General features: G+C 47.6%; 14 protein-coding genes and 1 pseudogene. 8 read left to right on the forward strand and 7 right to left on the reverse strand.

All coding sequences use genetic code 11. The features are described 5' to 3' along the window. Positions 1-261: 261 nt before the first annotated feature. Together NG792_RS23380 and NG792_RS23385 are read left to right on the forward strand one after the other, a co-directional pair. Entirely contained in the window at positions 262-1659 is a 1398-nt protein-coding gene (locus NG792_RS23380) for an AAA-like domain-containing protein (RefSeq protein WP_261198552.1), read from the forward strand. 296 nt (positions 1660-1955) lie between these two features. After that, positions 1956-5456, forward strand: coding sequence for a WD40 domain-containing protein (locus NG792_RS23385; RefSeq protein WP_261236982.1), 3501 nt, complete (start codon positions 1956-1958; stop codon positions 5454-5456). Between the two features lie 81 nt (positions 5457-5537). Here the strand turns inward: NG792_RS23385 and NG792_RS23390 are convergent, their stop codons facing one another. Next, positions 5538-6479 carry a DUF4344 domain-containing metallopeptidase gene (locus NG792_RS23390; RefSeq protein WP_261198554.1) on the reverse strand — a complete coding sequence of 314 codons (942 nt, stop codon included), beginning with the start codon at positions 6477-6479 and terminating at the stop codon, positions 5538-5540. Positions 6480-6883: 404 nt separating this feature from the next. Between NG792_RS23390 and NG792_RS23395 the strand changes: the two genes are divergently transcribed. Further along, positions 6884-7540, forward strand: a complete 657-nt coding sequence (locus tag NG792_RS23395; protein WP_261198555.1) for a DUF3318 domain-containing protein — start codon at positions 6884-6886, stop codon at positions 7538-7540. Positions 7541-7556: 16 nt separating this feature from the next. Here NG792_RS23395 and NG792_RS23400 read toward each other — a convergent pair whose 3' ends face one another. The 4 genes from NG792_RS23400 to NG792_RS23415 all read right to left on the reverse strand — a co-directional run bounded on the left by NG792_RS23400 (position 7557) and on the right by NG792_RS23415 (position 9614). Then, the gene (locus NG792_RS23400) at positions 7557-8369 is read right to left on the reverse strand and encodes a 7-carboxy-7-deazaguanine synthase QueE (protein ID WP_261236983.1); all 813 of its coding nucleotides are present in this window, start codon (positions 8367-8369) and stop codon (positions 7557-7559) included. Between the two features lie 38 nt (positions 8370-8407). Then, positions 8408-8971 (reverse strand): hypothetical protein, encoded by a 564-nt coding sequence (locus tag NG792_RS23405; protein WP_261236984.1) that lies wholly within the window; start codon positions 8969-8971, stop codon positions 8408-8410. Positions 8972-9120: 149 nt separating this feature from the next. Beyond that, complete coding sequence (locus tag NG792_RS23410; RefSeq protein ID WP_261198558.1) at positions 9121-9387, reverse strand: Txe/YoeB family addiction module toxin; 267 nt, start codon at positions 9385-9387, stop codon at positions 9121-9123. A 2-nt stretch (positions 9388-9389) separates the two neighbouring features. After that, positions 9390-9614, reverse strand: coding sequence for a hypothetical protein (locus NG792_RS23415; RefSeq protein ID WP_261198559.1), 225 nt, complete (start codon positions 9612-9614; stop codon positions 9390-9392). A gap of 192 nt (positions 9615-9806) precedes the next feature. Here NG792_RS23415 and trpD point away from each other — a divergent pair, with 192 nt between their 5' ends. After that, positions 9807-10898 (forward strand): anthranilate phosphoribosyltransferase, encoded by a 1092-nt coding sequence (trpD, locus tag NG792_RS23420; protein WP_261236985.1) that lies wholly within the window; start codon positions 9807-9809, stop codon positions 10896-10898. Positions 10899-11037: 139 nt separating this feature from the next. Here trpD and NG792_RS23425 read toward each other — a convergent pair whose 3' ends face one another. After that, on the reverse strand, positions 11038-11613 hold the full coding sequence (locus NG792_RS23425; protein ID WP_261236986.1) for a retropepsin-like aspartic protease family protein: 576 nt from the start codon (positions 11611-11613) through the stop codon (positions 11038-11040). A gap of 428 nt (positions 11614-12041) precedes the next feature. Here NG792_RS23425 and carA point away from each other — a divergent pair, with 428 nt between their 5' ends. From carA to NG792_RS23440, 3 genes and pseudogenes are all read left to right on the forward strand, one after another. Further along, positions 12042-13202, forward strand: a complete 1161-nt coding sequence (carA, locus tag NG792_RS23430; protein ID WP_261237010.1) for a glutamine-hydrolyzing carbamoyl-phosphate synthase small subunit — start codon at positions 12042-12044, stop codon at positions 13200-13202. Between the two features lie 352 nt (positions 13203-13554). Beyond that, positions 13555-13662, forward strand: a pseudogene (locus NG792_RS23435) (RNA-guided endonuclease TnpB family protein); the annotation flags it as partial. A gap of 29 nt (positions 13663-13691) precedes the next feature. Next, entirely contained in the window at positions 13692-14060 is a 369-nt protein-coding gene (locus NG792_RS23440; protein ID WP_261237011.1) for an STAS domain-containing protein, read from the forward strand. Positions 14061-14189: 129 nt separating this feature from the next. Here the strand turns inward: NG792_RS23440 and NG792_RS23445 are convergent, their stop codons facing one another. Further along, positions 14190-14333, reverse strand: coding sequence for a hypothetical protein (locus tag NG792_RS23445; protein ID WP_261236987.1), 144 nt, complete (start codon positions 14331-14333; stop codon positions 14190-14192). A 152-nt stretch (positions 14334-14485) separates the two neighbouring features. On the opposite strand from NG792_RS23445, the gene NG792_RS23450 reads away from it, so the two are divergent. Next, entirely contained in the window at positions 14486-15001 is a 516-nt protein-coding gene (locus NG792_RS23450) for a Mini-ribonuclease 3 (protein WP_317619523.1), read from the forward strand. Positions 15002-15413: the final 412 nt, after the last annotated feature.

The raw sequence follows: 15413 nt of genomic DNA on the forward strand, positions 1-15413 counted from the left end.
AGGACAAAGGACAAAGGACAAAGGACAAAGGACAAAGGACAAAGGACAAAGGACAAAGGACAAAGGACAAAGGACAAGTGACCAATTGACAATTACTCATTCGTTACCTTTTACTCGGTTTCCTGAAATTCTAAAAAATTCGGGGTCTGTGTGTCCCCACCCGTACCCGCTGCCTTAGGCTACCTCAGCCACCTGATATAATACAAATTAATAGCTATTACCCCGGATTTTCCCTTTCTCTTTATTAAAACTTTAAGCTTTATGCAGGAAACTCCTATCAATTTTGAAGAAGCATTCAAAATAGCCGATCGAGTAATTTTTGCCAAGACGGGAAAGCATATCACCGATATCGAAATGAGAATTTTTCGGGGTGCTTGGCAAGATAAAACTTACGAAGAAATTGCGGAAAATACCGAATATGCAGCAAATTATTTACATCGAATGGTGGGTAAAGATTTCTGGCAGCGCTTATCAGATTCATTAGGAGAGAAAGTCAGTAAGAAAAATTTTAAAACTGCGTTAGAACGACATTGGAAAGCCACCTTAAACAATTCCCAAACCGGAGTAGGATCTTTGCTGAAAACCGAGGGTTGGGTCACCCCAGAAACGCTAAAGGGGTCCATTTTAGACTGTTCAGAAGGTTCGGTTCCCTTGGACTCGCGGTTTTATGTTCACCGTCCACCGATAGAAGAGCGATGCCAAGTGGCGAGCGCCCAAGCAGGGGCATTAATTCGGATTAAAGCACCCCAACAAATGGGCAAAACCTCCCTACTTGATCGCATCCTAGAAGTGGCTAGAACTGCCAACTATCACACCGTTACCTTAAGTTTTGATTTGGCGGATAGTACCGTTTTTGCGGACCTGCGGACCTTCTTGCAGTGGTTTTGCGCCAGCGTGGGTCAGTTATCCGGATTACCCAATCAATTATCGAACTATTGGGACGATATTTTTGGGTGCAATAATAATTGCACGGTCTATTTTGAGGAGTATATTTTATCTCAATTGCCATCTCCTTTAGTGTTAGCTTTAGACAAAGTTGATGTCGTCTTTGAACATCCGGAAATTGCTAACGATTTTTGTCGATTATTGCGCGCTTGGTATGATATTGCCCGCCGCAGCGATCGCCGGGGGGATATCTGGAAACAATTGCGATTAATTGTGGTGCATTCTACGGAAGTTTATAGCGCCTTGGATATCAATCATTCTCCCCTTGCCAACGTGGGCGCTGTCTTTCCGTTACCGGAATTTACAGCCTTACAAGTGCAGGATTTAGCCCAAAGGTATGGCTTAAACTGGGACAGCGAGGGAGAAGTTCGCCAGTTGATGAGTGCGATCGGGGGACATCCCTATTTAATCCGAAAATCCCTGGATTTTTTATGCCGTCAACCCATGACGTTAGACCAATTTTCCCAGATTGCGCCAACAGAAGCAGGGCCATTTAGTGACCATCTCCGCCAACATTTATGGAATCTCCAACATCATCCCGAATTGGCAGCAGCCTTTCGCGATGTAGTAATGGCAAATAAACCTGTTAAAATTCCTTCTGAACGGGCTTTTAAGTTATATAGTATGGGATTAGTTCAGTTACATGATAATAATGTTACCCCTCGATTTGAGCTATATCGTCAGTATTTTTCGGTGCGTTTGGCGGCCAATTAATAATAGGTTGAATGAATGATTAAGGGTAAAGCTATCGGATCTATAAAATTGTGTTGTAATTTCTCCCTTTGGTAATCGGATGGAACCCCACCCTAACCCTCCCCAAGAATCAGGGGAGGGGACCGGAAGTAGTAAGGCAAATCATCTTAATCCCAATTCTAATTCCCCCCCTTACTAAGGGGGGGCTAGGGGGGGTCCTCCCCATTTAATCCCAATTCTAATTCCCCCCCTTAGCAACGCCATCGGGTTAGGGGGGTCTGCCCCATTTAATCTCTATCTAACCTAGTAAATCAATCATGACAGACTCCTATATTTTCTCTGGGACCTTACCTGAAAATGCGCCAACTTATGTGAAAAGAAAGGCAGATTTTGAGCTATATGAGGGGTTAAAATCTGGACAGTTTTGTTATGTGTTGAATTCTCGACAAACGGGAAAATCCAGCTTGCGGGTCCAGGTGATGCGGCAGTTAAAACAAGCGGGAGTTGCCTGTAGTGTGATTGATATTTCAATGGACAATATCCAGCAGGGGACCGCGAATCAATGGTATGCGAATATGCTTCGCAGTCTGACCCTGGATTTGCAGCTTGAGGTGAATCTGGGGTCTTGGTGGCGCGATCGCGAGTGGTTATCCCCCCTGGGTCGATTTCGGGAGTTTATCGAAACGGTGGTTTTGGTGCAAATTCCGGGGACGATTGTCATTTTTATCGATGAAATAGACAGTATTCTCAGTTTAAATTTCCCTACCGATGATTTTTTTGCCTTTATTCGCGCTTGTTACAATCAACGGGCGGATCATCCCCCTTACAATCGCCTGACTTTCTGTTTGTTAGGAGTGGCAACTCCCTCGGATTTAATCGCCGACAAACAGCGAACCCCGTTTAATATTGGACAAGCTATTGCCTTGCATGGGTTTACTTTAGCCGAAGCCAAACCGGCATTAATGCCTGGATTATCTCAGCAGTTTACTTATCCAGAAACCGTTTTATCTCAAGTCTTAGATTGGACGGGAGGGCAACCGTTTTTAACCCAAAAATTATGTAAACTTGTGGTGGATAAAGCCCATAATTCCCAACCAGATGTTAACGGTTTAGTTCAAGCTTACTTGGTGGACAATTGGGAGTCCCAGGATGAACCGGACCATTTAAAAACAATTCGCGATCGCCTCCTTTGTGACGAAAAGCGCACCCCGCGACGATTGGGATTATATCAAAAGATACTAAGCGCGTACCCAGAAGGTTACCCAGCGGATAATAGTCCCGAACAAACTCAACTGCGCCTCTCGGGGTTAGTCGTGAAAGAACAGGGGAATTTAACCGTATTTAACCGAATTTATCAACAGATTTTTAATGCGGACTGGATTGAGAACCAGTTGGCGAATTTGCGTCCCTATTCAGAAGCGATCGCCGCTTGGTGGGAGAGTGGCGGGGAAGATTCTTCGCGCTTATTGCGGGGACAAGCGTTACAGGATGCTTTAAACTGGGCCGCTGATAAAAGTTTAAGCGATCGCGACTACCAGTTTCTTTCCGCCAGTCAAAATAGCGAGAAAAAAGCCCTAGAATTAGCCAAAATCGAAACCGAAATCACCTTAGAAGCAGAACGAAAAGCCAAGCATATCTTAGATACCGCCTACAAAAAAGGCCAACGGGTGATTACCTTTGGATTAGTCGGACTCTGTGCCATTTCTCTCCTTTCCATCACGATTATTTCTTGGGCCAATTCTCAAAAAAGACAAGCGGAAATTGCTGAAATAAAAGCCTTGAATTCTGCCTCTCAAATTCGCAATTCTTCCAATGAAAAACTCGAAGCATTAGTGAATGCAATTCGGGCCGGTCGAAAATTACAATCCAACTGGGCAACCTCAGAATTAATGACCCCGGCAGTGGTTAATTTAGAAACCATTCTGGCCAATCTTCAAGAACAGAATAGTTTAAATCGGCATCGCGGATGGGTTTGGGATGTTGCTTGGTCTCCCGACGGAAAAACCATTGCCACCGCCAGCGCTGATGGTACCGTAATTTTGTGGACAGCGCAAGGGGAATTACTGCAAACCTTAGAACATGGCGATCGCGTTTATGGACTAGCATTTTCCCCAGATGGACAAACTCTTGCTACAGCAAACGCCAATCACCAGGTCAAATTGTGGGCAATCGATGGCACTTTAGTTCATACCCTCAGCGGACATCAAGGGAGTGTTTTTGCCGTGAGTTTCAGTCCGACAGGTCACTTACTTGTCACTGGCAGTACCGATAAAACTGCTAAAATTTGGCGCATCGAACCCAACTCCCAAACTTCTCCCACCCTTCTGCAAACTATCACCGCCCATACGAAAGAAATTTCTGATATTAGTTTCTCTCCCGATGGGGAAATTTTAGCTACGGCCAGTTATGATAATCAAGTAAAACTCTGGCAAATTACCCCCAAGGGAACAGCAGAATTATTAACAACTTTAACCGGCCATCAAAGCGGTGTTTCTACCGTGAATTTTGCTCCCGATGGGCAAACTTTAGCAACCGCGAGTGGCGATGGGAGGGTTAAACTCTGGACTCGCGAGGGACAATTAATCAACTCCTACAAAGCTCATGATAATGTGGTGACTCGGGTAATTTGGTCCCCCGATGGCAATTTGCTGGGAACCGCGAGTGAGGACCACCGGGTTAAACTCTGGAGTGTCTATGACAGGACCCTGCTGAAGACTTTGACGGCCCATAGTGCTGCCGTCTGGGACATTGCCTGGTCCCCCGATGGCAAAACTTTGGCCTCTGCGAGTGGGGATAATACGACAATGTTATGGAATCCTGAAATTCGGTTAATTGAGGTGTTTCAGGGACATCAGGATTTGGTGAATACGGTGAGTTTTTCTCCCGATGGGGAGATTTTGGCCTCGGGGAGTCGGGATAACACGGTGCAACTGTGGCAACGAGACGGGACTCTTTTGCAAACCCTGCGAGGACATCGGGATTGGGTCCAGGGGGTGGCATTTTCTCCCGATGGAGAGATTTTGGCCTCCGCAAGTCGGGATAAAACGGTCAAACTTTGGGACCGCCAGGGGAAGGTTTTGCAGACCCTGCGAGGACATTCGGATTTAGTGCATAGTGTGAATTTTTCTCCCGAGGGCGATCGCCTGGTTTCTGGCAGTTGGGATGGTAGCGTTAAAGTCTGGAATCAAAACGGCAGTCTTCTGGCAACTTTCACTGGCCATCAAGGACGAGTTTTTGAGGTGAAATTTAGTCCAAAAGGGACGTTAATTGCTTCTACCAGCGCAGATAAAACGGTGAAATTGTGGGATAGCGATACTTTTAATTTAGCTGCTACCTTAGAGGGACATTTGGATGAAGTGAATAGCGTGAGTTTTTCTCCCGATGAAGCAGCGATCGCCACCGCCAGCGATGACAATACGGTGAAAATTTGGAGTCGGACTGGAGAACTATTAAACACCCTAGAAGGACATCGGGATAAAGTTTTATGGGTGAGTTTTTCATCCGATGGCAAAATTTTAGCCTCCGCCAGCGACGATCGCACGGTTAAAATTTGGAGTCGCAACGGTCGCCTCTTAACCACCCTAGAGGGACATCAAAACCGGATTGCTGGGGGGAGTTTTAGTCCAGATAGTCAGATTTTAGCCTCTGCCAGTTGGGACCAAACCGTGAAACTATGGACGATCGCCGATATTTCGCGAGAGAGTTTAGACGGTGAGGGCGATCGGTCGAAGTTAGATAAACTCTTAACCCTGGCCTGCGATCGCTTGCATGATTATGTCACCTACACCCTAGAATCTTCCCTCTGTCAAGTAAAATAAATTTATCATTCCCTTCCTAAGTTCGTAGTGACCAATTGCTATCGTTACTACCCCCGGGGAGACTCAATTTGCTCAACGGATTCACTCTTTATAATAAGGAGATAGCAACACTTCCCAACTTTGAGACTTTTGAGCATACTCATACTCGCATCCCTCTGCTCGTTCGGCGGGTAAATCTTCATTTTCTACTAAGAATTGATATTTCTCCGGATTGCTTCCATAAACTAAACAGGCCATATTATAATACCGTTGAATATCGAGGGAATGTTCTCCCCAATAGGTCAACTCTTCTAACTCTGCTTCCTCTTCCGCATCGACTGCAAATTGCCAGACTCCTGAGAGCACTGCATTTTCCCCTTCTTCGCCAGCTTGTAATAAGATTATGGCCGCAAATTCATCCACCACATCTTCTTCTCTCCCGGTAATTGGTAATGCTAACTGGTCTACCAAAGCGTGTCCGAGTTCATGAAAAAAGGTGAAGAGTCCGGCATTAACCACTTCGGCAATATATTCTTCATCGGTTTCCACTTCTTCAGTGAAAATTTCTTTATACCGTTCGATTAATTCATAACACATCGTAATTTCAACTGTAGAGGGGTCATAATAGGCATTTTCCTCCCCACATTCCATGAAATAAGTGGGAATATCATTGGGTAAAATTAAGAGTTCATTAAGAGTTTGAGCGATTTCCTCAAAAATCTGACTATCTTGGATAATTTCGTGAACTTCTTGATAGGTTTCGTCTTTTACCGGATTATGAAATATTAAAATATCGCCGGTATCTTCGAGTTCATCGGTTTGAGCAGTTTGCTGGGTTGGGGTTCGTGAATTGATTGCCGCAGTTGTTACTTTGGCATTACCCGATCGCGCTTTTACAATGGGGGTTACTGTTGCCGAGATTCCCGAGTCGGTGGGACTGGATTTTATGTTTATTTCCGTACAACTGATTAAAACCGGAGTGAGTAGAACCCAACTCATCAAGGTGACATAAATTCTGGGGAGGCGATCGCACGAAATTTTCATAAAATAGCCGCTTAACTGGGGTGATGGATTTTAGACGAGATGCCCCTTAATGTTTGTTGCATTTAATTTGCATAAATTGGGGATTATCCTGGTGGAGGATAAAAGTTTTATCATTTAAGCCTAGCAATCTCTTTTTTGCTAAGATTGCCCGGGTTTATCTCTTGCAAATTAAACGCATAACGTTTTAATTTTGGAAATTCTCGTAATTATAATAGAAGTTGCCAAATTTGTCAACCCTCCGAGGATTGAAAAAGGATTCGAGAACACTTGGGGACCCTTTTGAAGGGTATGGATGCCCCAGGAAACCGAATCAAGGGAGAGTTGAGTGGTGCTTATGGCCTAAAAATCGCTACAATCCAAGTAGATAAACTGTTTTTTGTGTCAAATTTTCAGCGGCTTGAGCAATGACCTCATATACTACGACAAAAGCTGACATGATAGAACTCCGACGGCTCAAAGGCTTACTGCCGCCGGAATTGCAAAGCTGGGTCATGGTGGAAAAAGCGATTGAAGTGAATCCACCCTTGGTTCGCAGTGAAGAAATTGGCAGCGATCAGGTGGAAATCCAAATTGACCTAGTGAAGTGGGAACAACTCGCCCTGGATCAGCGCAACTTGCTGTTTTGGCATGAAGTAGCACGCATCCAAAACGACACCATTTCTAAAGAGGGATGGGAAATGGCGGCGCTGGCGATCGGGTTAGGTGGTGCAGTGGGAGAACTGTGGGTACAGGATGGATTGCTGCTGTTGTTGGCACTGTCCCTGTGCGGGGTGGCGGGATACCGACTTTATCAGAAAAACAATGGAGATCGCACCTTAAAAGAAGCAATTGAAGCGGATGAAAAAGCGATCGCCCTTGCGACTCGCTTTGGCTATTCTCTCCCCAACGCTTACAAAAGTCTCGGTAGCGCCCTCAAAACCCTCGTGGAACTCACCCCGAAAAAACGGCAGCGTAGCAAATACGAAGCCCGGTTGCAAGCGCTCAAACGCAGTGCTGCCAAAGCCAAAGCGAAGGTTAAGGCGGCGCGGGAAACCACAACAAATACGGAAAGCGTGTACTAACCCCCAGCTTACCCCACTACAACTGACCCAACATTTTATGGGTTTGTGGGACCACTCGCACGGGTTGGAGCCACCGTTTCATCATCCTTTGCCACGCCAGCACCTTTGTGGGTGCTGGTGATTTTATGGTGTGGGTGGGGCGATCGCCAAAGTTCGCCGTTTCTCCTGCATTCAGCGGCGTCACAGGTTGCAAAAACACCGTCACCTGGGGATTAACCCCCGCCACTAATTGCGCCGCCTGTTCCAACTCCGCCTCTAAGGTGTCATCGGAAATAATAATTTTTACAAACACCTCCACTCCGGCGGCACAACAGAGGCTCAAAAATTCCTGATGCGCTTGCCAATGGGTTTCCCCACTGACACTCGGCAATTTAATATCCATTCCCACCAGATCCAAATGAGGCAAAATCCTCTGCAACTGTTGGGGACGATGACCCCCGGTTTCCAAATACAGCGGTAATCCGGTTCGTTGTTTGAGTTGCGGCAGAAATTCCACCAAAAAGGGGGTATGGAGTAAGGGTTCACCGCCGGTTAAACTGATGCTGTCATGTAAACCCGGTTGATTTTGGCGATCGATCCAGTCGAGGAACAGCGGCAGGGGGACGGGGTTGGGGTGAATTTCAAAATCGCGATCGCCAGGAGTTTTTTCAATCCGGCAGGTATCTGGTGCCGTCCAAGTATGAGCGCTATCGCAATAATTACAGCGCAAATCACATCCGCCAAAGCGAATGAAAATTTGACGAGTCCCCACATTCAATCCTTCGCCTTGAATACCAGAAAATACTTCGATCGCTCTTGTAGTGGGAGGAGCGGCAATGGAATGAGTCATGATCAATCGATGGATTCTTTACGGGATTAACGTTCTGATTAGGGGTTGCGCTTCGGTGGAAGTTCGCCGAGTTTCTGCAACTGTTGTTGCACCTCTACTTCCACTATAGAAGGGATTCGAGCGATCGCCTGGACAATTTCCCTCTCCAGTTCCGCGATCGGTGTTTGTCCCGGTTTCCCCGCAGGCATTCCCTCCAAACACTGTTGTAGCGCCGTAATCACTTCCGCCAAACTTTCCACCTGTTCCAGTTCCGGGCGTGCTTGAAACTCACCCCGCAGGCGCTGTATCTGGGTTTTCAGCACCACGAGAGATTGCTCCAACTCAGTTGAGCGCGATCGCAGTTGTCGCACTGCTGCCACCACGGGTTCCATTTCCTGGGCGATCGTCGCTTTCATCGCTTCTGGGGCCATCTTCACTTCCTCCACCCCCACCCGAGACGGCACAATCTGTCGTCGCCGATTCACCAAATTCAAGCCCAAAGAAACCGTTACCGGCAATGCCGCATAAATTACCTGTCCAGAAATAGCCGCCACCACTGACCCCACCACTATACCAGCCAGAGAAACATATTCAGCAATATTCAGCCAGTCACGCCGATCCATCAAGTCACCCCAGGTACTGAACATCCCTCATTTTAAGCCTTAACCTGGAAACTCTACCGTTCCTAGAGGAGACTCTCGTTCCTAAACCCTTGAGTTTTCCGGCACCGCCTGATAACTTGAGAGTGCTACAAGACCTCTATTGATTGTAATTACAGTTCATAATGAAATTTACAAGCCAAAATGAATATTTCTTCATCTGTTACTTTATAAATTAACCGATTTTCCATATCAATGCGTCTGGACCAAAACCCACTTAAGTCATATTTTAGAGGTTCGGGTTTGCCCAATCCCTCATAGGGGGAACGTTCAATGTCTTTTAGCAGCTCCACTATTTTCTTATGGAGCTTTTTATCCAAACTTATCCACTCAATAAAATCTGCAAAAGCAGCATTTTCAAAGACAATTCTCTTCTTCATTTCTATAGAAAATTGTCTAAATTGACTTCAGTTAAGTTTTGACCCTTATTAATGTTTTCAATACCAGCCAGTAATTTTTCTTTGTTAGTTTTTGAACTCAATAAATATTCAGTTTCATCCAGTTCAGAAACAACTATTTCTATCTGCTTATCCGAAAACTTTGCTTTAATGTCATCTAAAAATTGAGCATCAATTTCATTAGCATTTAATCTATATATTGCTGTCATGATTGTTTCCGAGTTGAGAGACATATGTTATGGACAGGACAATCCTAACATAGCCACATCTCAACCTTCAACCCAGACCCACTTGTGAAAACCCAAACCAAAACTCTCCGCAGAGCCAGCTTCTCGCGGTAAAATCGAGTCGTTTAAATCAGCAGCATCCCCAACTGCTGGCCCTGCACTCCCATTTTAACTATGACTGATTCTCCCTCCGCAACAGTACAAAGCCCCGCAACCACTCTTGTAGACGCCAACTGGTCCGAGTTATTGCAACAATTGCTCGATCGCCAATCCCTGACGGTGGATCAAGCCAGTCAACTCATGTATGGATGGCTTCAGGAAGAAATTCCCCCAGTATTATCCGGGGCTATTTTAGCTGCCCTGCAAAGCAAAAGTGTCTCGGCAGAGGAACTGGCAGGGATGGCAAAAGTATTGCAGTCCCAGTCGGCTTATATGCAAACCGGCGCAAATGGAGAAACTCGCAAACAGGCGATCGATACCTGTGGCACCGGAGGCGATGGGGCTTCGACTTTTAATATTTCCACCTGTGTTGCCTTTGTTGCCGCAGCAGCCGGGGTTAAGGTTGCTAAACATGGGAATCGATCGGCATCGAGTAAGGTAGGTTCTGCCGATGTGTTAGAAGCCTTGGGTGTGAATTTGAATGCACCAGGTAGTCAGGCGATCGCCGCTTTAGATGAAGTGGGAATCACCTTTCTATTTGCACCGGGTTGGCATCCCGCCCTGAAAGCAGTGGCCCCCCTGCGCCGTACCTTAAAAATCCGCACCGTGTTTAATTTATTGGGACCTCTGGTCAATCCCGTGCGCCCCACCGGACAGGTGATCGGCGTCTGTGACCCCCACTTAGTCGTCCCGATCGCCCATGCTTTACGACAATTGGACACTGAATTAGCGATCGTGGTGCATGGACGGGAAAAACTTGATGAAGCCGGATTAGCAGAAGCCAGTGAGTTAGCTATCCTTGCCAATGGAGAAGTCCAACTCAGTACCATCACCCCCGCAGAACTCGGGCTGGAATCAGCACCCACCGGGGCATTGCGGGGCGGGGATGTCTCAGAAAATGCCCAGATTTTGCAGTCGGTCCTCCAAGGCGCAGGGACTCAAGCGCAACAGGATGTAGTCGCCTTAAATGCCGCCTTAGCCTTACAAGTCAGCGGCATTATCCCCAGTGGGGACCATCTCCAGGGCATCACCTTAGCCAAAGAAATTCTCGCCTCCGGTGCCGCTTGGACAAAAGTAGAGCAATTGGTGGAATTTTTGAAGCAGTAAGACAGCAGCGGGTTAGAAACCGGGTTTCTTCAGAAATTTTTGGCCATTCCCAGCCAAGGTGGGGGAGAAACCCGGTTTTGGGGCCGTGAAATCTCAAACTTGACCCGTATCCTAGCTGGGGTCAAGTTTCACTCCAGCCTCAATTTTCACTCCCAGCGGCCCGAGTTCGCAATTCAATGATATTTTCCTTGATGGTGATATCGTAACTGCCAAAAAAGTTCTGCCCTAAGAGACCCATGCCTTGGAGACCCCCTTCCACTTCTGGGGGAGCGATCGTCACAACGAGTTCTTCCAGGGTCGCATCCCCCACTTGGATTTTAGAAACTCGGCCCACATCCATTTCCACATCTGAGGCACTAGCGGTGGAGATGCGAGCTTTATCGAAGGGGACTACATTTAAACTGCTGGCCATAGATGGAGTGATTAAAGTCGCACTCGCCCCAGTATCAAAGAGCATCTCAAATTTCTCTGTACCATTGAAGATAACATCAACCACGGGAATGCCTCCCTGACGACGTTTAATGGGGATTTGGAAGACTCCGGACATGGCCCCTTCTGGGACGTCTGTGGTTTGATTGGGGCAGAGGTTTCCTAATTCAATGAGGTTGCCGTTGGAATCGATGGCAAAACAACCGGGATATTCCTGAGCGAGGGCCGAAGGCCCCATCAATCCTAGAGTGGTTACAGCAAATAGGGCAGAGAGAATTTTTTTCATGAAACTTTTTCCTCTTGGCAGTTAGATCAGGAATGGAAAGGGGGCAGAGGCTAAATCCGGGCCATCCCATCAGCGCAGAGTAGGGCAATGCTCACCCTCCGCTGTAGATGAGTCAATTTGAGTTATGTCTATTATGCCCGGTTGATTCCGGAAAGCAAAAGCTTTGCAGCCAGACATTCACAGACCCTGAAGCCGAGGGGGAAATTCACCGGGGAATCAAACTTAGGTGAGAAAATGTGCCTCACGGGGTCAAAAAGAGTGAGTTGCGATCGCTTCTTTACATTACGGCGAACCCATACGCGCCAAGAAAGCAACTCATGGAATAATAGGATCTTGCGGAAGTCAAACGGCTGGGTCCCCCATTCAGACTAAATGGACCCCTTACCCTTGACTGCCGAAACATGACCCCTGAAGCTAGTGAGGTTTCTATGTCTCTTTCTGCCGATCGCCCTGCCTTGCTCGTACTGGCAGACGGAACGTCCTATCGCGGTTGGTCCTTTGGAGCCACTGGCACGACCATTGGTGAAGTGGTCTTCAATACCGGCATGACAGGGTATCAAGAGGTATTGACAGATCCCAGCTACTGCGGCCAGATCGTGACGTTCACCTATCCTGAATTAGGCAATACCGGGGTGAATCCCGACGACGAAGAATCCCAACGTCCCCAAGTCCGAGGGGCGATCGCTCGGAATATCTGCAAACGCCCCAGCAACTGGCGCTCAACCCAGTCCCTTCCCGACTACCTGACCCAAAACAATATTCCTGGGATTTACGGCATCGATACCCGGGCACTGACCCGCAAAATTCGCATGGTTGGGGCCATGAATGGCGGAATTTCTACCGAAATCCTCGACCCCACCGAATTATTAGCCCAAGTGCAAGCGGCCCCCTCCATGAAGGGATTAAATCTCGTCCCCGAAGTCTCCACCTCAACGGTTTACGAATGGACCGAAACCACTGACCCCCATTGGGAATTCAGCCCCCAAGCTCAAGGCATGAACGGGGAAACATTCACCGTTGTTGCCCTAGATTTTGGGATTAAGCGTAATATTCTGCGCCGTCTCGCCAGTTATGGATGTCGCGTGATTGTCGTTCCCGCCACCACTTCCGCCGAGGAAATCCTCAAGCACAATCCCGATGGGATTTTTCTCTCCAATGGACCCGGAGACCCGGCGGCGGTGACTGAAGGGGTCGAAACCACCAAACAATTACTCAACACTGCAAAACCCATGTTTGGGATTTGTTTAGGACACCAGATTTTGGGACTCTCCCTCGGTTCGGATACCTTTAAGCTCAAATTTGGCCATCGGGGATTAAATCAACCCGCCGGGTTAACGGGTCAAGTCGAAATTACCAGCCAAAATCACAGCTTTGCCTTGAGTGACGATTCTTTAGGGAGCGAAATTGAAATTACCCATTTGAACCTGAACGATCGCACCATTGCTGGATTGCGTCACAAGTCTCTGCCGGTATTTTCTGTCCAGTACCACCCCGAAGCGAGTCCCGGTCCCCATGATGCGGACTATATCTTTAAACAGTTTGTCGAGTCCATGCGCGAAGCTCGCACTGCCGCGAAAACTGCCAGTTAGCAGGGGGCGGAACTTAAAACCGGGTAATTCGCAAAATTCCTTGTCAATCGGCCATCGGACCGATTACAATCTAAAAATCTCAAGGCGCTGCTCATTGACAAACGGCCAGAAAGCCTTTATAATGGATCGGCGATTTGAGGAGTAAGGATTTAATCCGAGATTTGCTGGGCATCTGCGGATAATCGGATATAATATCCGACAAGATCTGAACATGGAGCAGCCACTCGCGCCTTCCCTTAGACTTTTGCGCCCTACCTTTGAGACTTCCTTGCTTGGTTGCCGAGGTCAAGTGGATTCTTGAGTTTAAGAGGGGACGAGTCTAATAATCCGAATCGACCTTAAACCATCTTGCGCTTTTGGAATCTTTCTAAAAGCTTTGCGGGATACCGCCGCTGTCACCTTCAAGGGTGATAGTGCCATCGCTGCATTGTCCAGCAATAGCCGGACAAATGTCGCGTAAATGTATGAGTATGCAGCTAGGAGGGCGTTATTCCTGAGCCACTAACCCTGACCGTTAGCCTAAGAGGCACGCGCGAAGTCGGGAACGATTACCAACTCTTCCGTCTCACTGGCTTACTTGATGCCTTTTCGGAAGCGACCTTTCGGAAGGCGATCAGTCAGTGTATTGACGAGGGTCCCACGAACATTATTTTGGATTTATCCAAAATAGATTTTGTTGACAGTTCTGGTTTAGGTGCGCTGGTGCAACTGGTAAAAAAAGCTCAAACTGCTGAAGGTACCTTGCAAATTGTCAGCAATCCCCGGGTGACCCAAACGGTCAAACTGGTTCGATTAGAGCAGTTTCTCTCTTTGCAGCCATCGCTGGACGCTGCCCTAGAGAAAATCAAAGCGACTTGAGTGTTTAACGCTCTAAATGGCTATCCAGTTCAATTTTGATACTGGATAGCTCGTTTATTGGGGAAGTTGAGGGAGACCGCCATCAAGATGGTGGTCTCCCCGAACTGATGAGAACCCGATCGCTAAATGTTATAATGCCCATATCCCTCGGCATGATTCCCAGACCCACACCAGATCAAGTTCTAGGAATACCAGGTTAAAAGCGATCGCATTGGGTAATATAGGCCCTAGGGCAGAGGGAAACTTCAGGCGATCGGCTGAACCACCCCCCATACTTCGGGGACTAGAATGTGAGGCGAGGGAGTGACCCTATTAAAATTTTTGCACTCAAGAAATAACATAAAATGGTAACCCAGTTAATCCAGTTAGGGGAGTTTGGACGTGGGATCGGGAATCATTAACTCAAGTGGTTTGGTGTGGGCAGTATGACAACAACCCCAGAAGCAACAAGCCCAGAAGCTAATCTAGTCGCTAATGTCCCCCCCTGGGCTATGACCTTTGATCCCCAGGAGTGCTTGTCGCTGATGCTCCCGGTCAAAAAATTATCCGCCCCGGAAATTCAACAGCTATCACCCATCGCCCTAGCCTATCTGGGAGATGCAGTGTACGAACTGTTTATCCGCGCCTGGTATTTACGACCACCCAAACGCCAGAAGATATATCATAATTGTGTGGTGTCGCAAGTGCGAGCCGAGACCCAAGCACAGATGCTGCGATCGCTCGAACCCTTTCTAACCCCGACCGAACTTGAGATTCTCAAACGCGGGCGCAATGCTGCCACGGGAGGGCCGAAACGAGTCGATGCCGCGATTTATCAACAGGCAACGAGCTTGGAAAGCCTGATGGGATATTTATACCTCACCGATCCCAACCGCTTGATCTTCCTATTCACCCAATTAAATCTCCAACTCCTCGAAAGGGGTGGCTCTACTGAACTATAAAGTCAGTTCCACCCATTACTATCACGCCGATTCCCACCCTTGAGCTAACCCCGCCGGGAAAGAGACTCAACACCACATCGGGATGAAGCCATCTACCCCCCAATCATAATTGTCATGCCTGGTAAACCCGAAAAATTGAAGCCCTCAGTCCGATCCAAGCGCGAATCCTATCCGAAAAAAGACAGTGGACAGGGATCATCCTATCCGAAAAAAGACAGTGGGCAGGGATCATCCTATCCGAAAAAAGACAGTGGACAGGGATCATCCTATCCAAAAAAAGCCAGTGGGCAGGGATCGTCCTACGCGAAAAAAGACAGTGGGCAGGGATCGTCCTATCCGAAAAAGGACGGGAAAAGCTACAAATCCTTTCCCTCTGGTGCTGCCCAACCAGCCCAGGAGACCGATACAGACC

It is taken from the genome of Laspinema olomoucense D3b (genome assembly GCF_025370785.1).
Lineage (GTDB): Bacteria > Cyanobacteriota > Cyanobacteriia > Cyanobacteriales > Laspinemataceae > Laspinema > Laspinema olomoucense.

What these genes read in the sequence shown, in the direction of transcription:
- NG792_RS23380 (WP_261198552.1), top strand. Translation starts at nt 262, where the DNA reads ATGCAGGAAACTCCTATCAATTTTGAAGAAGCATTCAAAATAGCCGAT.
- NG792_RS23385 (WP_261236982.1), top strand. Translation starts at nt 1,956, where the DNA reads ATGACAGACTCCTATATTTTCTCTGGGACCTTACCTGAAAATGCGCCA.
- NG792_RS23390 (WP_261198554.1), bottom strand. Translation starts at nt 6,479, where the DNA reads ATGAAAATTTCGTGCGATCGCCTCCCCAGAATTTATGTCACCTTGATG.
- NG792_RS23395 (WP_261198555.1), top strand. Translation starts at nt 6,884, where the DNA reads ATGACCTCATATACTACGACAAAAGCTGACATGATAGAACTCCGACGG.
- NG792_RS23400 (WP_261236983.1), bottom strand. Translation starts at nt 8,369, where the DNA reads ATGACTCATTCCATTGCCGCTCCTCCCACTACAAGAGCGATCGAAGTA.
- NG792_RS23405 (WP_261236984.1), bottom strand. Translation starts at nt 8,971, where the DNA reads ATGGATCGGCGTGACTGGCTGAATATTGCTGAATATGTTTCTCTGGCT.
- NG792_RS23410 (WP_261198558.1), bottom strand. Translation starts at nt 9,387, where the DNA reads ATGAAGAAGAGAATTGTCTTTGAAAATGCTGCTTTTGCAGATTTTATT.
- NG792_RS23415 (WP_261198559.1), bottom strand. Translation starts at nt 9,614, where the DNA reads ATGACAGCAATATATAGATTAAATGCTAATGAAATTGATGCTCAATTT.
- trpD (WP_261236985.1), top strand. Translation starts at nt 9,807, where the DNA reads ATGACTGATTCTCCCTCCGCAACAGTACAAAGCCCCGCAACCACTCTT.
- NG792_RS23425 (WP_261236986.1), bottom strand. Translation starts at nt 11,613, where the DNA reads ATGAAAAAAATTCTCTCTGCCCTATTTGCTGTAACCACTCTAGGATTG.
- carA (WP_261237010.1), top strand. Translation starts at nt 12,042, where the DNA reads ATGTCTCTTTCTGCCGATCGCCCTGCCTTGCTCGTACTGGCAGACGGA.
- NG792_RS23445 (WP_261236987.1), bottom strand. Translation starts at nt 14,333, where the DNA reads ATGGGGGGTGGTTCAGCCGATCGCCTGAAGTTTCCCTCTGCCCTAGGG.
- NG792_RS23450 (WP_317619523.1), top strand. Translation starts at nt 14,486, where the DNA reads ATGACAACAACCCCAGAAGCAACAAGCCCAGAAGCTAATCTAGTCGCT.